Origin of the sequence: Paraburkholderia suaedae (assembly GCF_040812055.1) — a bacterium.
GTDB lineage: Bacteria > Pseudomonadota > Gammaproteobacteria > Burkholderiales > Burkholderiaceae > Paraburkholderia.
This window is the reverse complement of record NZ_JBFOAH010000012.1, coordinates 57,503-76,001: the sequence shown is the minus strand read 5'-3', so window position 1 is coordinate 76,001 and position 18,499 is coordinate 57,503. Positions and strand designations below refer to the sequence as shown.

The following is an 18,499-nucleotide window of genomic DNA, read 5'->3' as shown; positions in this document are numbered from 1 at the left end:
CGGCAACTCCTTGAAAACGGTGTGTCATGCATTGTCCATGAACGCCGGATGCGCGCCGGGGGGCGGCATGGCTTGGTGTGTCGTGTTCTACCAGCGTGCGCCGAACACCGCGCGCAGTTCTGCGATGGCGGCCGGGTCGAGCGGCGCGGGTTTTGGGTCCGTCATCAGCCACAAGCGCGCGGTCTCTTCCAGTTCTTCGAGCGCATAAGCGGCTTGTGCGACCGACCTCTCCCACACCACCGGGCCGAGACGTTCAAGCAGCACCGCACGCACGCTATCGGCGAGCGCGGCGATCTGGGCGGCCACTTGCGGGTCGCCGGGCCGGCTGTAGCGGATCAGCGGCACGTGGCCCACTTTCATCACGTAGTACGGCGTGAGCGGCGGCAGCACGTCCGTCTCGCGCCACACCCCGGCGAGCGTGAGCGCAACCAGGTGCGTCGAATGCGTATGGACGATGCCGCGCGCTTCGCCGTTGCGCGCATAGATGCCGCGATGAAGCGCGAGCGTTTTCGACGGCTTGCCGCCCGACACCGCGTTGCCGTCGAAATCGACCTTGGCGATGTCCGCGGGATCGAGCCGGCCGAGACAGGCGTCGGTGGGCGTGATCAGCCAGCCGTCGTCCAGACGCGCGCTGATGTTGCCGGCGGTGCCGACGGTATAGCCGCGTTGATGCAGACTCGCGCCGTTCAAGCAGATTTCCTCGCGTACGCGTGCCTCGTTGGTCGTGTGCAGTGCGGGCGCGGCGGTCATCGCGCGCCTCCATCGAGATGCCGCAATGCCTTGTCGAAGAAATCAGTCGTGCCGAAGTTGCCCGACTTGAGCGCCAGCGCGAGCGGCTCGGCGCCGGTGGTGGCCGTGGCCGGCACGCCAGGATCGATCTGCGCGCCGATGCGCAGCGTACGCACGTCCAGTGCCTGCACCACCGCGCCGGAGGTCTCGCCGCCCGCCACCACGAACTTGCGCACACCGCGTTCGCGCAGGCCTCGCGCGATCGACGCCAGCGTGGCCTCGACCAGATGCCCCGCCTCGTTGACGCCGAGTTCGCGTTGCACCGACTTCACCTCGTCGGGCGTGGCGGTGGCATAGATCAGCACCGGTTCGGCGCGTTCGAGATGCGTCTGCGCGAAAGCCAGCGCCTGCTCGACGACGGCTTCACCGCGCGCCGCCGCGAGCGGATCGATTCGAAAGGCCGGCCGGTTCGCGCGCCATGCCGCCACTTGCGCGTTGGTCGCTTTCGACGCGCTGCCGGCCAGCACCACCGACAAGCCTTCGACGCGCGGCAAACGCGCGGCGTCGGCCCGCTGCGCGAGCAGACCCGCGCGGCGGAAGTTGGCCGGCAGTCCGAGCGCGATCCCGGAGCCGCCGGTGATCAGCGCGAGGTCGGCGCAGGCTTCGCCGAGCACATGGAGATCGGCGTCGGACACCGCGTCGGCGATCGCCATGCGCACGCCCTCGCCGCGCAGCGCGTCGAACGCCGCGCGCACGCCCGGCACGCCCTTGGCCACCACGTCGTAGCGCACGAGGCCGACTTTCGATGGGGTCTGCCGTTGCAGGACGCGCACGAGGTTCGCATCGCGCATCGGCGTGAGCGGATGGTTCTCCATGCCCGATTCGTTGAGCAGCACATCGCCGACGAACAGATGGCCGCGAAAGATCGTGCGGCCGTTCTCCGGAAAAGCCGGGCAAGCGATCGTAAAAGCGCTAGGGTTGCCGTCGGCGGCAAGCGCGTCGAGCAACGCATCGCTCACCTGGCCAATGTTGCCCGCGTCGGTCGAATCGAATGTCGAGCAGTACTTGAAGAAGAACTGCCGGCAGCCTTGCGCGCGCAGCCAGTCGAGTGCCGCAAGCGATTGCGCGACGGCGTCGGCGGCGGGGATCGTGCGCGACTTCAGCGCGACCACCAGCGCGTCGGCCTCGACCGCTTCGTTCGACGCAGGCACGCCGATGGTCTGCACCGTGCGCATGCCGCCGCGCACCAGCATGTTGGCGAGATCGGTCGCGCCGGTGAAGTCGTCGGCGATGCAGCCGAGCAGCGCGCGTTGGGTGTTGGCCGTCATGGCGTGCTCCTCGCTTACCTGGCTGCCGGCACGTCGATGCCGGGGAAGATCTTGATGACCGCCGAATCGTCCTCGCCGCCGTGGCCGGCGGTGGACGCCATCATGAACATTTGATGCGCCGCCGCCGACAACGGCAGCGGAAATTTGGAGCGGCGCGCGGTATCCAGCACGAGCCCGAGGTCCTTGACGAAAATATCGACCGCCGACAAGGGCGTGTAGTCGCCCGCCAGAATGTGCGGCACGCGGTTTTCGAACATCCACGAATTGCCCGCGCTGTGCGTGATCACGTCGTACAGCGCGTCGGGATCCACACCTTCACGCAGGCCGAGCGCCATCGCCTCGGCGGCCACCGCGATATGCACGCCGGCCAGCAACTGATTGATGATCTTCACCTTCGAACCCGCGCCATGCGCCGAGCCAAGGCGATACACCTTGCCGGCCATCGCGGCCAGCACGTCCTCGCATGCGGCGTAGGCCGCCGCCGGTCCGGAAGTCATCATCGTCATTTCGCCGGATGCGGCGCGCGCTGCGCCGCCCGACACCGGCGCGTCGAGCATCTGCAGACCGGCCGCCTCGATCCGCTTGCCGAGTTCGATCGCGAAGTCCGGCGCGACGGTCGCACTCGCGATCACCACGCCGCCCGGCTTCATCGCGGCGAGCGCCCCCTGCTCGCCGAACAGCACGGCCTCGGTTTGCGCCGCATTGACGACGAGCGTGACGACCACGTCGCAGTGCACGCCGAGTTCGGCGGGCGTCGCGCAACCTGTGCCGCCTTCGGCAACGAACGCTTGCAGCACCTCGCTGCGCAGGTCGCACGCATGCACCCGAAAGCCCGCGCGCAACAACGAACGCGCGACTCCCAGGCCCATTGCGCCCAAACCGATGACTCCGACATTTCTCGACATGCTCGACCTCTCAAGATGGGTTGTGCGTCGTTGCGCCGGTTCTCTTCACAGATTCGCCGGACGCAAGCCGTGCTACGCGCGCAGCCTCAACGAATGCCCGCTTCCGCGAGCCGCCGCGCAGCGTTGTACATATGGGTTTGCGCCGCATTGCGCGCCGCCATCGGATCGCCCGCGCGAATCGCGGCGGCAATCGCCGCGTGCTCTTCGCGCACCTGGCGCGAGAAGTCCTCGCGCAGCGCTTCATTGCGGCGCGTGACGAGCGTGCCCGCTTCCAGGTACTGATTCAGGAACGTGAGTGTTTTGAGGAAATACGGATTGCCGGTGGCCGCTGCGATCGCACGATGAAACGCCACATCTTCTGCGACGCCGTCCTCGCCTTGCGCGACCGCCTCGTCGATGCGGGCGAGCGCCGCGTCGATCGACGCCATGTCGGCATCGCTGCGGCGCATCGCGGCTTCCGATGCCACCTCGGCTTCGATCGCACGGCGCAGCGCGAGAATCTGCACCACCGAGCCGGGCTCGACGGCTTGCGCATAATCGATGCGCAGCGGCCGGATCGCCCCATGCGCCGCGATGAATACGCCGCTGCCCTGGCGCGGCTCGACCACGCCCTCGTTCTTCAGCCGCGAGATCGCCTCGCGAATCACCGTGCGGCTTACGCCGAACTGCTGCGACAGCACGGCCTCGGTCGGCAGTTTGCCGCCGCGCACGAAGGTGCCTTTGTCGATCTGCTTGAGCAGCTGCTGCGCGACCGTGTCGCTCAATGCGCGCGCAGGAATCTTGTCGAACATCGACGCCTCGCATGATCAGGTGATCGGGTCATCATACAAATTTGAGATGCCCGCGGCATCCGCACAAACCCTGGAACCACCGGGCAATTTCGCGTTAAGTTGGCGAAACAGAAGGCTTAAGCTATCGTCACGCCTTTGCGCAAGCAGCGCGTCGCGTGCAACAGCGCGGCCGCGGGCGCGCCTTTCCGAACGCATTTTTCAGGTCCATGAGCAAAGCCCCACCGCCGTCATCCGCCGTTCCCGTCACCGCCGAAGCGGCCCCGGACAAACCGGGCGACTCGTATGTGCAGTCCTTCGCGCGAGGACTCGCGGTGATCCGTGCGTTCGACGCGACGCGGCCCGCACAGACGCTCACCGACGTCGCCGCCGCCACGGGTCTCACGCGCGCGGGCGCACGGCGCATTCTGCTGACGCTGCAAACGCTCGGCTACGTGGAAGCCGAGGGGCGCCTGTTCCGCCTCACGCCGAAGATTCTCGACCTCGGCTTCGCCTATCTGACTTCGATGCCGTTCTGGAATCTCGCCGAGCCGGTGATGGAAGCACTCTCGGCGCAAGTGCACGAGAGCTGCTCGGCGGCCGTGCTCGACCGCACGGAAATCGTCTACGTGCTGCGCGTGCCGACCCACAAGATCATGACCATCAACCTCTCGATCGGCAGCCGGCTGCCCGCGTACTGCACGTCGATGGGCCGCGTGCTGCTCGCCGCGCTCGACGAAGACACGCTCGACGCCACGCTCGGTTCGACGCCGCTGTACGCACACACACCGCGCACCGTCACCGACAAGGAAGTGCTGAAGAAGCTGATCGCGCAGGTGCGCCAGCAAGGCTGGGCCATCGTCGATCAGGAACTGGAGGGCGGGCTCATTTCGCTGTCCGCGCCGATCCGCAATCGCCAGGGGCGCGTGATCGCCGCCATGAACATCAGCGGTAACGCGCAGCGCAATTCGGCGAAGCAAATGGTGAAGGCATTCCTTGAGCCGTTGCAGCAAGCGGCGCAGACGGTGTCGGAGATGGTGGCGCGGCGGGGCTAATGACGACGCATGAACTCATGGCCAGCTGGCAACGAGGATTCGAGCCAGTTGCCGATCACCGCCGCGGCGCTCGCGCCCCGGCTGGAGATCCGGCGTGCATCGGCGGCACGGCTTGCATGGTGGTGGCGTTCATCGCGTCGCCTTTATTGTCGTTGTGCGGGCTGGCTGCCCTCATGAGACGCGTCACTGCGCCAGATACCGCTCCACCAGCCGCGCCCAGAACGCCGCGCCGACCGGCAGATTGCGATCGTTGAAATCGTAGTGGGGGTTGTGCACCATGCAGGCGTCTTCGCCCGCGCCGTTGCCGATCCGCAGGAACGTGCCCGGCCGCTTCTGCAGCATGAAGGCGAAATCTTCACTACCCATCAGAATGTCCGTCTGCGCGATCACCTTGTCGTCGCCGACCAGTTCGCGCGCTACCTGCACTGCGAAATCCGTTTCGGTGTCCGAATTGACGACCACCGGATAGCCTTCGATGTATTCGACCACGGCCTTTCCGCCATAGCTTGCGGCCTGGGTTTGCGCAAGCTCGGTGATACGCTTTTTCAGCAGCACCCGCACTTCGGGACTGAATGAACGCACGCTCAGTTCGAGTTTCGCGCTGCTCGATATCACATTGTTCGCGGTGCCCGCATGCATCGAGCCGACCGTCACCACGGCCGGCTGCGACGGATCGACGTTGCGCGCGACGATCGTCTGCAGGGCCATCACGATGCTCGCCGCGATCACCACCGGATCGACCGTCAGATGCGGACGCGCCGCATGGCCGCCGACGCCCTCGATGGTGATGATCGCCTTGTCGCCCGCCGACATGAACGGCCCCTTGCGAAACAGCAGCACGCCGGGTTCCGCGCCGGGATGGTTGTGCATGCCGAACACGGCATCGCACGCAAAGCGCTCGAACAGGCCGTCCTCGATCATTTTCAGCGCGCCGCTGTCGATGCCGCTTTCCTCCGCCGGCTGGAAATACAGATGCACGGTGCCCGAGAAGTTGCGCGTGGCCGCGAGATGTTGCGCAGCGCCTAGCAGCATCGTCGTGTGGCCGTCATGGCCGCACGCGTGCATCTTGCCGTGGGTGCCGCTCGCATACGGCAGACCCGTCTGCTCGACGATGGGCAGCGCGTCCATGTCCGCGCGAATGCCGATGCTGCGCCGGCCCTCGCCTACCTTGAGCGTGCCCACCACGCCCGTTCGGCCGACCTCGCGCGTGACCTGCCAGCCCCATTGCTCGAGCTTCTGCGCGACCAGCGCGCCGGTTTGCAGCTCCTCGTAGGCCAGCTCGGGATGGTGATGGATGTGCTGGCGAATCTCGCGCAGGCCCGGCGCGGCGTGCTCCAGATCGGACAATTCGGTAAAACGCGCGGCAGGACGCTGTGCTTCGCTCATCTTGGTGGCTCCAGGAACTCGCGCCGCGCGGCACGCGGCGAACAGCCTCGCACTATAGCCAGCGCATCGTGTTCGAACAAGATGCTATTTTTTTCGCCCCAATTAACCGGGCTTATATAGAGGATTACCCTCATGAAGCTGCAGCAGTTGCAGGCCTTCGTCGCAGCCGCGCATCACCGCAGCTTGCGCGCCGCCGCGCGCGAACTCGGCGTGACGCAACCGGCCGTCACCCATACGATTCGCGACCTGGAGAATGCGCTGAACGCGGAACTGATGGTGCTCAGCGTGCGCGGCATCGAATTGACGGCATGCGGACTCGCGCTGCTGCCGCGTGCCGAGCAGTTGCTCGGCGACATGCGGCGCACGGTCGAAGCCGTCGAGCAGGTGAAGGGAGCACTGGCCGGCAAGGTGAGCGTAGGCACCATGCCCTCCATCGCACTCACCGCGCTGCCGCACGCGGTGTCGAACTTTCGCCGGAAGATGCCGCTGGTGAGTCTGCACCTGGAAGAAGTGACGATTCCGGACGCGCTCGCGCGTTTGCGCAACGGCGCGCTCGACATCGCGGCGCTTCATCACGTGCAGGCGCTCGACAGCGATCTGGTGCAAGTGCCGCTCTACTCCACACAGTTCGTCGTCGCGATGCGCGCGGGGCATCCGCTTGCGGACGTGACGCGGCTGCACCAGCTGCTCGAAGCAGAGTGGATCGCGACGGTCGGCGCCGATCACTTTCCGCATAGCGTGATGATGGCGATGTTCGACATGCACGGCCTGCCGGTGCCGCAGCGCCTCGTGCGCGCGCCGTCGTCGTTCGCGGTGACCTTGGGGCTGGTGTCGCAGACCGACGTGATCGGCTGCTTTACCAGGCCGCTCGCGCGGATGGTCGCGCCGCTCGGCATCCATATCGCGCCATTAGAAGATGCGCTGCCGAACTACGACCTCAGCATCATCTCGCGACGCGATCTGCTGCCGACGCCGGCCGTGCAGCAGTTCATATCGTGTCTGCAGCAGGCGACACGCGAGCGGATGAGTGCATCCGAATAGTTCGGTCTACTGAGCGACGGCGACCGTCGGGAGAAACGCGACCTGTTTGCCCGCGCCGGACCGCGCCATCGCCCAGACAAAACACGCTGCCATGGTTACTGCATCTCGCGGGTGCCAAACGGCACACGCTGCCATAACACTGCCATAACAGGAACGGCTCACCAGGCGACGGCCCCACGAACAGCGCGGCTTGATCGACCGCCAGCGGGCCGAGCGTGGGCGTTTGCTGCCGCCCCCATGCAAGGAGCGCGGCGCGTCCACCGCCCGTAAGGCTGCGCTTGCGCAGATAGTTGATCATGTTGAACCCGGCCATCGACTTCGTGATACTGCTGGTGCGCCGCAAGAGCTCGGGCACGTTGGCAAAACGCGTGGCCGGATACGCGATCCCGGCCGCGAGTATCCGTTCGATCCGCCGCCAGACGGCAACGCCTGCGCCGCGTTCGAGCATCGTGCCCGGCGTCGATCTGGGATTCGATGTCATGGTGCTGGCGTACCAATGGGTTCGCATCGTTACTATGACGTGCATTGTCGTGCGTAAGCTGCTGCTCGACGAACCCTCAGCTTCGCTGGAATGCTCGCATCGTGACGCGAGACGAAGTATTTACCGGCGTACTACGAGTCGACAACGGCGCGATTTGCGACATCGAGCGCGGCACGACCGCCGCGCGTGAAGCGGAAGATTGGGACGGCGACTATCTGCTGCCCGGTCTGATCGAACTGCACACCGACAACCTGGAGAAGCACCTCGCGCCGCGGCCCGGCGTGCAATGGAATACGGACGCCGCGTTCATGATCCACGACGCGCAGGTCGCGGCCGCCGGCATCACTACGGTGTTCGACGCGCTCGCGATCGGCTCGCGTTCGAGCATCGGCTTGCGCGCCCGCGATCTGCAAACGCAGTGCGCCGAATCCCTGCTGCGTTTTTCTACGCGCCAACTGCTGCGTGCCGAACACTTCCTGCATCTGCGCTGCGAGATCGCCACCGCCGACGTCGTCGAAGTGTTCGACTCGCTGTGCACGCACCCGCTGTTGCGGCTTGCGTCGGTGATGGATCACACGCCCGGTCAGCGGCAATGGCACGACCGAGAACAATGGCGCCGCTTCCAGGAACGCAACGGCAAGCTGAGCGATGAGCATGTCGCGACCGCGCTGGCCGAATCGTCGATCGAGCAGGAACGGTATGCCGACGCACATCGCCGCGAGATCGTCACGCGCTGCAAGGAACTCGGCATTCCCTTGGCAAGCCACGACGACACGCTGATCGAGCACGTCGAACAGGCCAGGGCCGAGGGGATCGTGCTGGCCGAATTTCCGACCACCCGCATTGCCGCCGAAACGGCGCGCGAACATGGCATCTCCACCGTCATGGGCGCGCCAAATATCGTGGGGCCACAGTCTCCGCCGAACCTGCGCGCACCGCCGGCCTGCACGACCGGGGCGCGGTCGAAACCGGCCTGCGCGCGGACTTCGTGCGGGTGACGATGCTCGACACGCTGCCGGTGCCGCGCGCGACATATCGCAACGGGATACGAATCGTTTGATGAGCGGTGAATGGGTCATCGAAGGTGCACTCTTTGACCGCGCGCACGCCGAACAAAACAATGCGGAACGTCATACAGCGCGTTAAATCCCGTTCAGCGGACCTTTCCGGTAGCCGAGCCGCGGCTAAAGAAGCGTGACGCCGCTGCCGATAACCATGACTTGTATCGTCCCGCGATGGCGGTTGACGACGGTCCGCGCAACGACTACGCGAGCTGCGCGCAACAATGCCACGCGCCGGTGTGCGGCCCACAGACCCGCTTGTCATGAGCCGAAAGAAACCAACGATGCGTCTGAGCAAAAACGAGTGGCTGGGAGTGGCCGTCATGGCAGGATCGATAGCGTGCTTCGGCAGTTGGCTGCAAAGCGAAATGGACCGCGCCACGCTGGCGCGCATCCAGCGCAACGCGGCCGACTCGGGAGGCGCGTGCGCGCACATCAGCATGAGCGAAGCCGAAATGCTGTACAAGGGCGAACTTTGGTGCGGCGCGGTCGGCGGTGGGCGCGGGCAGTTGCCCGGCAAGGCGTAGGAGCGTGTGCGCGACGCCAGGCTTGGGCGAGGCACCCCACGCCGCGGCGCTGAGGCTGCGCACGAATCCGCAACACATTGGCGCTTTAGAAGCGATCCTCGGCCGCCATCCGGTGTTTCACTAGCTACCCAATTTTTTTGAACTGGTAAGCTTGGCGCGCGCTGCTGGCCGCCCAGGCCAGCGGCTTGAACCCAAACCCGATCGCGAGTCGCATCGGGTGTCCCGCAGCGGCACAACCGCACGCGGGCGTATTTGAACTACACCGAGGAGTTAAACAGTGAAAAAACTGCTAGCGGCTTTGACGGTTGCTCTGCTTGCCACCGTCTCGATTGGCGCCCACGCTAAAGATTGGTCGACCATCCGGTTTGGCGTTGATGCCAGCTACCCCCCATTCGAGTCCAAGGGCTCGGACGGCAAGCTCGTTGGCTTCGATATCGACCTCGGCAATGAAATCTGCAAGCGCCTGAATGCCAAGTGCGTGTGGGTCGAAAACGACTTCGACGGCATGATTCCGGCCCTGAAAGCGAAGAAGTTCGACGGCGTGCTGTCGTCTATGTCCATGACGCCGCAACGCGCCGAACAGGTCGCGTTCTCGTCGAAGCTGTTCAACACGCCGACGCGCCTCGTCGCGAAGAAGGGTTCGGGCATCCTGCCGACGGCTGAGTCGCTCAAGGGCAAGACGGTCGGCGTCGAACAGGGCACGATCCAGGAAACCTACGCGAAGACCTACTGGGAACCGAAGGGCGCGAAGGTCGTGCCGTATCAGAACCAGGACCAGGTCTACGCCGACCTGTTGTCGGGCCGTCTGGACGCCGCACTGCAAGACGCGGTGCAGGCTGAAATCGGCTTCCTGAAGACGCCGCGCGGCGCGGGCTTCGAGTTCGTGGGCAAGAACCTCGACGATCCGAAGATTCTCGGCAACGGCGCGGGCATCGGCATGCGCAAGGAAGACACCGACCTGAAGGCCAAGGTGGACAAGGCGATCGCCGAGATCATCAAGGACGGTACGTACAAGAAACTCGAGAAGAAGTACTTCGACTTCGACGTGTACGGCAGCTAAGCCCGGCTCGCGCGCGTCATGCGCGCTCGACGGCTGGCCAGACGGGCTCCGCCATTGCGGGGCCCGTTTCGTTTGGGCGGCAGTGCAGCGACGAGCCCCGCGCGGTCCACAGGACGCTCCAAAGGCGCTGCAAAGCCCCGTCGAGCCGCAGCGAGCGACATTTGCGCGCCATATCGGCTAAGATCGAGCGATCGCGATGCCGCCGCGCGGCCCGCCCTGAGCGCCGCGCCCGTGCCCAGCAGCACTTGAATCAGTACGCGAGGCAACTCTCGCAACAGCACGCTTTCCCACTGTAATCAACGACATAACGCGGCATGCCAGATCGGGCCGCGGCTCTGAAAACCATGCAAACCCAAACCCATCCGCTGATTGCCCCGACGCTCGGCACCGCCCGCAGCCTGACCAGTTTCCACTACGGCCCCGGCGGCGGACAGAAGATCTACATCCAGTCGTCGCTGCATGCCGACGAGTTGCCGGGCATGCTCGTGTCCTGGGCACTGCGCCGCAAGCTGGCCGCGCTGGAAGCCGCCGGCAAACTGCGCGGCGAAGTCGTGATCGTGCCGGTGGCCAATCCGATCGGCCTGAACCAGCACTTTCTCGGCCATTTGACGGGACGTTTCGAAACCAATACCGCGCAGAATTTCAACCGCAACTTCCACGATCTGTCGGCGCTGGTGCAGCCGGTCATCGAGGCGCGCCTGACCCGCGACAGCGACGCGAACCGCACCGCGATCCGCGCGGCGATGCGTGAAGCACTCCACACGCAACAGCCCACGACCGAACTCGAATCGCAACGTCTGGCGCTGCAAAAACTGTCGTACGACGCCGACATCGTGCTCGACCTGCATTGCGACTGGGAAGCCGCGATGCACCTGTACACGAACCCGGACCTGTGGCCGGAAGTCGAGCCGCTCGCGTGCTATCTCGATGCGAAGGCCTCCCTGCTCGCGCTCAATTCGGTGGGCAACCCGTTCGACGAAATCCACAGCTTTTGCTGGTCGGATCTGCGCGCCCGCTACGGTGAGCGCTTCCCGATCCCCAACGGCTCGATCTCCGTCACGGTCGAACTGCGCGGTCAGCGCGAAGTGTCGTATGAGTACGCCGAGCATGACGCGCAGGCGATCATCGAATACCTGACCTTGCGCGGCGCAATTGAAGGCACGCCCGCGCCGCTGCCGCCGCTCGAGTTCGCGGCCACGCCGCTCGCCGGCGCGGAGCCGCTGGTGGCGCCGATGAGCGGCGTGCTGGTGTATCGCTGTGAAGTGGGCAAGTGGGTGGACGCCGGCCAGCCGATCGCCGATATCGTCGACCCGTTGACCGATCGCGTCGTCACGCTGAAGAACAGCGTGGCCGGCGTGCTGTACGCGCGGCATCTGACGCGCTTTGCGACGGCCGGGGTGGAGTTCGCCCGGATCGCTGGCGCGAAGGCGTTCAGAAGCGGGTCGCTCTTGAGCAATTGATGGAGCGAGCGCATCGCGATGTTTCGCCGATGCGCTCACTTTGTCGCGCGGTGCGCGCCTGGAACGCGGGCGTCGTGCTTGCAACTGCGATTCACCGCCGCGTGGCGGCTTGCGGGCTAAGTGGTCTGGACCGTAGCGGTCAACCGCGCCCGCAATCGCGCGACGCCAGCAGCGTCAGTGAGAATGACGCGGCACCGCAGCGCCACGGCAACCGACCAGAAAATCAAGGTCGCAGCCTTCATCGGCCTGCAGCACATGATCGACGTATAGCCGCTGGTAACCGCCACCGCTTTGCGGCGCCAGCGGTACATGTTGCGCCATGCGCCGCTCCAGTTCCGCGTCGCTGATATCCAGATGCAGCGTGCCGGCGTCGCAATCGAGTTCGATCCAGTCGCCGTCCTGCACTGCTGCCAACGGACCGCCCGCCGCCGCTTCCGGCGTCACGTGCAAAACCACGGTGCCATAAGCGGTGCCGCTCATGCGCGCGTCGGAAATCCGCACCATGTCCTTCACGCCCTGACGCAGCAGCTTCGGCGGCAGCCCCATGTTGCCGACTTCGGCCATACCAGGATAACCCTTCGGGCCGCAGTTCTTCAGGACGAGCACGGAGTTGGCGTCGACATCGAGCGCTTCGTCGACGATGCGCGCCTTGTAATGCTCCAGATTTTCGAACACCACCGCGCGCCCGCGATGCTTCAGCAATTCAGGCGTCGCCGCGGACGGCTTGAGCACCGCGCCGCGCGGCGCGAGGTTGCCGCGCAGCACACGGATGCCGCCATCGGCGACGAGCGGCTTGTCCAGCTGGCGGATGACTTCGTCGTTGGTGTTCGGCGCGTCCTTGACGTTCTCCCACAACGACTTGCCGTTCACGGTCAGCGCCCCCGGATGCGGAAGGAGGTCGGCTTCGCCCAGACGGCGCAGCACCGCCGGCAGTCCGCCCGCGTAATAGAACTCTTCCATCAGGAAACGGCCCGACGGCATCAGGTCGACGATGGTCGGCGTGTCGCGTCCGATGCGCACCCAGTCGTCGAGCTCGAGATCGACGCCGATGCGGCCGGCAATCGCCTTTAGATGAATCACCGCATTGGTCGACCCGCCGATCGCGGCGTTGGTGCGAATGGCGTTCATAAAGGCTTCGCGCGTCAGGATCTTCGACAGCTTGAGGTCTTCGTGGGCCATCTCGACGATTCGGATTCCTGACATATGCGCGAGCACGTAGCGGCGCGAATCGACAGCCGGAATCGCCGCGTTGTGCGGCAGCGACGTGCCGAGCGCTTCGGCCATGCAAGCCATCGTCGACGCGGTGCCCATCGTGTTGCAGGTGCCCGCGGAGCGCGACATGCCGGCCTCCGCCGACAGGAATTGGTGCAGGTTGATCTCGCCGGCCTTCAGCGATTCATGCAGCTGCCACACCGCGGTGCCGGAGCCGATGTTTTTGCCATCCAGTTTGCCGTTCAGCATCGGGCCGCCGGTCACGACGATCGCCGGCACGTCGCAGCTCGCCGCGCCCATCAGCAACGCGGGCGTGGTCTTGTCGCAACCGGTGAGGAGCACGACCGCGTCGATCGGATTGCCGCGGATCGCCTCTTCGACGTCCATTGCCGCCAGATTGCGGGTGAGCATCGCGGTGGGCCGCAAATTCGATTCGCCGTTCGAAAAGACCGGGAACTCGACCGGGAAGCCGCCGGCTTCGTAGATGCCGCGTTTCACATGCTCGGCGAGCTTGCGAAAATGTGCGTTGCACGGCGTCAGTTCCGACCAGGTGTTGCAGATGCCGATGACCGGCCGACCGTCGAACTCGTGATCGGGAATGCCCTGATTCTTCATCCAGCTTCGATACATGAAGCCGTTCTTGTCAGCTGTGCCGAACCATTCAGCTGAGCGCAGTTTCCGCTTTTTTTCCGACATGCCTATTTCCTTGATGCACCTGCCGGGACGCAACACCGGCCAGTTGGACCGAACCGGCGCGGCGCGACCGGCGATTCGACGATTAAGCGGATGGCGACAGCGTGTTCGGCGCTCGCTCTGTCGTGGCCAGACTTTGCGATGCGCGTCACCGGAAGGCCGTTGCTCAATGTATGTGAATGCTGCAGTGTACGGAGCGGGTTGATATCTTTCCAATCAAATTTTTGGCGGTATCAATACCTATTTTGATATGTGACTCGCATGGAAGATCGCCGCCTGCTGCGCACGTCGTCCGCTGAACGTTGAATAAAGAATAGAGCACCCGGAGCACGAGTGCGAAGGGCAGCTTGATGGCGACGATGCAACGATCGCCGCTGGCGCTCCGTCCGTGTGGAATGACTGACGGCAATTGCCTGGCGCGTGCGCCGCGCTTCGGTCCTGCAGCTGGCGAACCTTGGGGATAGGGCCGCCCGCTTCCCACAGGCCTTGGCGAAACGTTCAGTACGATGGAATGCGAGGGGGAACCGCTGGTCGCGAGCACCGCGTACGGGTTTTCACGCGTGCGGCAGTTCGAAGGCTACGTCGCGGTTACAGCCACGGCCTTGATTTCGATGATGTAGCCCGGCTGACCGCCAAGCATGTGCGCTCCCACTGCGGTCCAGGCCGGCAGCGGATCGGTCGTGAGGTAACGGTCGCGCACCTGCATGAACAACGATAGGTCGCGCATGTCCGTGTGGAACGTGGTCAAGTCGACCACATCGCTCAGCGATGCGCCTGCCGCGGCCAGTACCGACTTGAGATTTTCGAATGCCTGCACGATTTGGGCTTCGTGACCCTCGACGAGTCGCATGGCCTTGTCACGGCCAATCTGCCCGGACACGTAAATCGTGTTGCCGACTTTTATCGCGGGTGCGTATCGAATGTTCTTGTAAACCGCTTCCATTTCCGAGGGAATGATGGCTTTGCGTTCGTTCATGGAGTCCACCTTCAATAGGAACGCGACCGCACATGCCAAGCCATGCTGCCAGGCAGCGTGTGCTCGACACTTGCCGCGTCCGGTCGTTTTAAATTGTCTTTGCGGTGCGGGCGCTGGTTTGGCTCAGCCCGCGTCGCCGCCGGCTACCGGCAGCACCGAGCCCGTGATATAGCTCGCCTCGTCGGAAGCGAGAAACAGAATCGGTGCGACCTGTTCGTCGATGCTGCCGTACCGCTTGAAGAACGTTGATTCAGTGACCTGCTTCACGGCATCGGCCATCCACGCCTTTTCCTGCTCGGTGTCGCCCGCGCTGTTGCGCGGCACGCGGCGCGGCGGCGCATCGGTCCCGCCCGGCGCGGTGGCGACCACGCGGATGTTGTGCTCCGCGTATTCCATTGCCAGCGACTGCGTCATCGCGTTGACACCACCCTTGGCCGCCGAATACGGTATGCGGCGAATTCCACGGGTCGCATTCGACGAGACGTTCACGATTGTGCCGCCCCGGCGCTCGAGCAGGTGCGGCAACACTGCATGGCAGGCGTAGAGCGTCGGCATCAGTGAGCGCCGGATTTCGGCATCGATCTGTGCCGGCTCGAACTCGGCGAAGGGACGCATGCGAATCGCGCCGCCCACACCATTGATCAGAATGTCGATGCCGCCGAAGGTGCGTGCGGCGAAGGCCATCGCCGACGCGGCGCCTTCGTAAGTTTCGAGGTCGGCGACAAACGCTGCTGCGTCCGAGCGCTGCGCTTGCGCGGCCACCTCGGAGACGAAGTCAGCGCGGTCCACGAAGAGCACCTTGCCGCCTTCGGCGGCCGCGCGAAGCGCGACCGCGCGACCGATGCCCTGGGCGGCGCCGGTGACCACCATCACCTTGCCAGCAAATCGTTGGTTGCTCATGCGGCCCTCGTCGCTGCGTTAGGAGTGAACTTCTCATAGTGGAAGCTGTTGGGCTTCACCCCGTTGTCGTCGAAATGCTTGCGCACCGCATCGACCATCGGCGGTGGTCCGCACAGGTAGACGTCCACGTCGCCATCGTTGACGGCTTCTGCGGGCATGTGCTGCGTTACCCAACCCTTGCGCGGATGGTTCGACCCGGTATCGGCGACGACGGTGCTGTAAGTGAAGTTCGGCAACTTCGCCACGTAGGCGTCGATTGCATCCACCTGTACGAGGTCGAGGTCGCGCGTTACGCCGTAGATCAGATGAATCTTCTGCTGAGATTTCGCACGAGCCAGCACTTCGAGCATCGAAAGGAACGGTGCCAGGCCTGTACCGCCGGCGAGAAACAGCAACGGCCGCTCGACCGCGCGCAAATAGAAGCTGCCGAGGGGCCCGGTCAGTTCCACTTTATTGCCCGCCTGCGCGGATTCGAGCCACGTGCTCATCACGCCGCCAGGAATCTTTTTGATCAGGAAACTGATTTTCGACTCGCCCGGTGCTGATGAAAAAGAATACGAACGGTGCTGCGCGCTGCCGGGAACGTCGATATTGACGTACTGGCCGGGCAGGAATACCGGCGCGTTTGCGTCCACGTCCAGTCCCAGCACGATGGCCGCATCGTTGTGCGGCTGCACCTTCGATACAGTCGCAGCAAACTTGCTCTGTTCGGTCTTGCATGTGGTGGAAGATGCGGGCACTGCAATGACGCAATCGCTTTGCGGCACCATCTGGCAGGTGAGCACGAGGCCGCTGGCCTTCTCATCTTCGCTCAGCGCGTCGTCGATGTAATCGTCGCCAAGGTCGTAAGTGCCGCTCTCGGCGCGGCACTTGCACGTGCCGCAGACACCATCGGAGCAGTCCATCGGCAGATTGATCTTGGCGCGAAAAGCGGCATCGAGCACTTTCTCGCCCGCCTTGCATGTGACGAAACGCGTCACGCCGTCTTCGAAATTAAGTGCAACGTTGTAGCTGGACATCTCGCCTCCTGTACTTCCTGTTCCCACCGATATGCAATATCAAACGTGATAGACGTCCAGCACCTGGCGGATGTAATCGTCTTTCAGCATGATTCGCTTATACGAAATCAACAGCTCGTCACCGGCTTTTCGCAGCGTGACGAACATCGTGCCGAAGAACTGGTCAGTCGCTTTGTAGCGGTGGCTGAGCGTGTTGAAGTTGTAGCGCACGTCGACTTCGTTCTCGCGCTCGGCCAGCACTTCCACATTGGTGACGTTGTGACTGGTACGCGGTTCAGGCATCGACGCACCGCTGCGTTCGGTCTTGATGCGAAACACGCGATCTTCCAGGCCCGCACGATCCGGGTAATACATCAGCGAGATCTGACTCTCGTGATCGTCGGTAAGCTGGTCGTCGTCATCCCACGCCGGCATCCAGTACGTGACGTCCTCCGCATAGCAAGCAAGCCAGTCATCCCATTGACGGTCATCGAGCAGGCGCGCTTCGCGATACAACGCGGCGCAGATTTTCTGGTAATCGAAACTCATGCCAGTGCCTCCCCTTGTTCCTTCTTCAGTGCATCGCGCATCACATGAACCCAGTACTCGTGCTGACAGACAAACAGGCCTTCGTCTTCGCTGCGCTCGCCTGAGATGCGCGGCTTGAGCCCCATTCTTTTCGCGTTTGCGTCGGGACCTTCGACCCACAACGGCGCGCCTCGCGACAGGTCGTTCCACAACGCGGTGGTGGCGGCATAGCCCGCCTGACAGGCGCGAAACTCTTCAAGGTCGTCGGCGGTGCCCATTCCCGAGACGTTGAAAAAGTCTTCGTATTGGCGGATGCGGGTAGCGCGGTCGGCGGCACTCTCGCCCTTGGGGGCGAAGCAGAATATGCTGACTTCGGTCTTGTCTACGCTGATTGGCCGAATCACCCGGATCTGGGTACTGAACTGGTCCATCAGGAACACGTTCGGGTACAGGCACAGATTTCTCGTCTGATTGACGATGAAGTCCGCCTCGACTTCGCCAACGCGTGCCTGGATTTCGTCGCGGTATCGATAGACCGGACGTACTTCGGGGTTCATCGTCTTGGTCCACAGCAGGATGTGACCGTGGTCGAACCCATACACGCCGGCCACCGACTTGCTCCAGCTGTTGGCATCCACCGCCTTGGTGCCGTCGACTTTGCGACGGTCCATGGTCGCCGCGTAATTCCAGTGCACGGTGCTGACGTGGTAGCCGTCGCAACCGTTCTCCATCTGCATCTTCCAGTTGCCGTCGTAGATATACGAGGAGTTGCCGCGCAATACCTCCAGTCCGTTTGCGGCCTGATCGACGATCTGGTCGATGATCACCCTCGTCTGCCCAAGGTAGTCCTCGAGCGGCAGCACGTCCGGGTTGAGGCTGCCAAACAGAAATCCCCGGTAACTCTCGAAGCGCGCGACTTTCTTCAGGTCGTGCGAGCCGTTGGTATTGAATTGCACCGGATATTCGGTGGTTTTCGCATCCTTCACTTTCAGCAGCTTGCCCGTGTTCGCAAAGCTCCAGCCATGGAACGGACAGGTGAAGGTGCCCTTGTTGCCGTGTTTTTTGCGGCACAGCATCGCGCCTTTGTGCGCGCAGGCATTGATGACCGCGTGCAGCTCACCCGTCTTGTCGCGTGTGATGACGACCGGCTGACGGCCAATCCACGTGGTGTAGTAGTCGTTGTTGTTGGGCACCTGGCTTTCATGCGCGAGATAGACCCAATTGTTCTCGAAGATATGTTTCATCTCGAGTTCGAACAAATCGGCGTTCGTGAAGATGTCGCGGCGGCAACGGAATACACCGTTCTCTTTGTCATCCTGGACTGCTGTATGAAGCAGTTCATCCAGTTGCTGGGCTTTGTCGATAATGGCAGACATGTGTGCTCTCCCTAGG

At 63.9% G+C, this 18,499-nt stretch carries 15 protein-coding genes and 3 pseudogenes; 6 read left to right on the top strand and 12 right to left on the bottom strand.

All coding sequences use genetic code 11. The annotated features are described in order from the left end of the window. Positions 1–87 precede the first annotated feature (87 nt). The 4 genes and pseudogenes from otnC to ABQJ48_RS17855 form a co-directional block, all read right to left on the bottom strand. Positions 88–750 (bottom strand): 3-oxo-tetronate 4-phosphate decarboxylase, encoded by a 663-nt coding sequence (gene otnC / locus ABQJ48_RS17870; protein ID WP_367839334.1) that lies wholly within the window; start codon positions 748–750, stop codon positions 88–90. After that, positions 747–2,057, bottom strand: a complete 1,311-nt coding sequence (gene otnK, locus ABQJ48_RS17865; RefSeq protein ID WP_367839333.1) for a 3-oxo-tetronate kinase — start codon at positions 2,055–2,057, stop codon at positions 747–749. Before otnK ends, otnC begins: the two co-directional genes overlap by 4 nt. Positions 2,058–2,071: 14 nt before the next feature. Continuing rightward, a pseudogene (gene ltnD / locus ABQJ48_RS17860) lies at positions 2,072–2,968 on the bottom strand (L-threonate dehydrogenase); the annotation flags it as partial. Between the two features lie 80 nt (positions 2,969–3,048). Beyond that, a complete protein-coding gene (locus ABQJ48_RS17855) occupies positions 3,049–3,753 on the bottom strand; it encodes a FadR/GntR family transcriptional regulator (RefSeq protein ID WP_367839332.1) in 705 nt (234 codons plus the stop codon). 206 nt (positions 3,754–3,959) lie between these two features. Here ABQJ48_RS17855 and ABQJ48_RS17850 point away from each other — a divergent pair, with 206 nt between their 5' ends. Next, positions 3,960–4,784, top strand: coding sequence for an IclR family transcriptional regulator (locus ABQJ48_RS17850; RefSeq protein ID WP_367839331.1), 825 nt, complete (start codon positions 3,960–3,962; stop codon positions 4,782–4,784). A 183-nt stretch (positions 4,785–4,967) separates the two neighbouring features. On the opposite strand, the gene ABQJ48_RS17845 is transcribed toward ABQJ48_RS17850, so the two are convergent. Next, on the bottom strand, positions 4,968–6,170 hold the full coding sequence (locus ABQJ48_RS17845) for a M20 aminoacylase family protein (protein WP_367839330.1): 1,203 nt from the start codon (positions 6,168–6,170) through the stop codon (positions 4,968–4,970). 132 nt (positions 6,171–6,302) lie between these two features. Between ABQJ48_RS17845 and ABQJ48_RS17840 the strand changes: the two genes are divergently transcribed. Next, positions 6,303–7,211: a LysR family transcriptional regulator gene (locus ABQJ48_RS17840; RefSeq protein ID WP_367839329.1), complete on the top strand. Its 909-nt coding sequence runs from the start codon at positions 6,303–6,305 to the stop codon at positions 7,209–7,211. A 379-nt stretch (positions 7,212–7,590) separates the two neighbouring features. On the opposite strand, the pseudogene ABQJ48_RS17835 reads toward ABQJ48_RS17840, so the two are convergent. Beyond that, positions 7,591–7,692, bottom strand: a pseudogene (locus ABQJ48_RS17835) (phosphonate metabolism transcriptional regulator PhnF); the annotation flags it as partial. A gap of 44 nt (positions 7,693–7,736) precedes the next feature. On the opposite strand from ABQJ48_RS17835, the pseudogene ABQJ48_RS17830 reads away from it, so the two are divergent. The 4 genes and pseudogenes from ABQJ48_RS17830 to ABQJ48_RS17815 all read left to right on the top strand — a co-directional run bounded on the left by ABQJ48_RS17830 (position 7,737) and on the right by ABQJ48_RS17815 (position 11,800). Then, positions 7,737–8,752 (top strand): annotated as a pseudogene (locus ABQJ48_RS17830) (alpha-D-ribose 1-methylphosphonate 5-triphosphate diphosphatase). Positions 8,753–9,076: 324 nt separating this feature from the next. Further along, positions 9,077–9,280 carry a hypothetical protein gene (locus ABQJ48_RS17825; protein ID WP_367839328.1) on the top strand — a complete coding sequence of 68 codons (204 nt, stop codon included), beginning with the start codon at positions 9,077–9,079 and terminating at the stop codon, positions 9,278–9,280. A gap of 277 nt (positions 9,281–9,557) precedes the next feature. Then, positions 9,558–10,340: an ABC transporter substrate-binding protein gene (locus ABQJ48_RS17820; RefSeq protein ID WP_367839327.1), complete on the top strand. Its 783-nt coding sequence runs from the start codon at positions 9,558–9,560 to the stop codon at positions 10,338–10,340. A gap of 344 nt (positions 10,341–10,684) precedes the next feature. Further along, a complete protein-coding gene (locus ABQJ48_RS17815; protein WP_367839326.1) occupies positions 10,685–11,800 on the top strand; it encodes a succinylglutamate desuccinylase/aspartoacylase family protein in 1,116 nt (371 codons plus the stop codon). Positions 11,801–11,974: 174 nt separating this feature from the next. Here ABQJ48_RS17815 and ABQJ48_RS17810 read toward each other — a convergent pair whose 3' ends face one another. The 6 genes from ABQJ48_RS17810 to ABQJ48_RS17785 form a co-directional block, all read right to left on the bottom strand. After that, complete coding sequence (locus tag ABQJ48_RS17810; protein WP_367839325.1) at positions 11,975–13,708, bottom strand: IlvD/Edd family dehydratase; 1,734 nt, start codon at positions 13,706–13,708, stop codon at positions 11,975–11,977. Positions 13,709–14,282: 574 nt separating this feature from the next. Next, entirely contained in the window at positions 14,283–14,681 is a 399-nt protein-coding gene (locus ABQJ48_RS17805; protein ID WP_367839323.1) for a RidA family protein, read from the bottom strand. 123 nt (positions 14,682–14,804) lie between these two features. After that, positions 14,805–15,581: a benzoate diol dehydrogenase BenD gene (gene benD, locus ABQJ48_RS17800; RefSeq protein WP_367839322.1), complete on the bottom strand. Its 777-nt coding sequence runs from the start codon at positions 15,579–15,581 to the stop codon at positions 14,805–14,807. Continuing rightward, positions 15,578–16,600 carry a benzoate 1,2-dioxygenase electron transfer component BenC gene (gene benC, locus ABQJ48_RS17795; protein ID WP_367839321.1) on the bottom strand — a complete coding sequence of 341 codons (1,023 nt, stop codon included), beginning with the start codon at positions 16,598–16,600 and terminating at the stop codon, positions 15,578–15,580. The genes benD and benC overlap by 4 nt, the downstream gene beginning before the upstream one ends. A gap of 39 nt (positions 16,601–16,639) precedes the next feature. Further along, entirely contained in the window at positions 16,640–17,128 is a 489-nt protein-coding gene (gene benB, locus ABQJ48_RS17790) for a benzoate 1,2-dioxygenase small subunit (RefSeq protein WP_367839320.1), read from the bottom strand. Next, positions 17,125–18,483: a Rieske 2Fe-2S domain-containing protein gene (locus ABQJ48_RS17785; protein ID WP_367839319.1), complete on the bottom strand. Its 1,359-nt coding sequence runs from the start codon at positions 18,481–18,483 to the stop codon at positions 17,125–17,127. The genes benB and ABQJ48_RS17785 overlap by 4 nt, the downstream gene beginning before the upstream one ends. Positions 18,484–18,499: the final 16 nt, after the last annotated feature.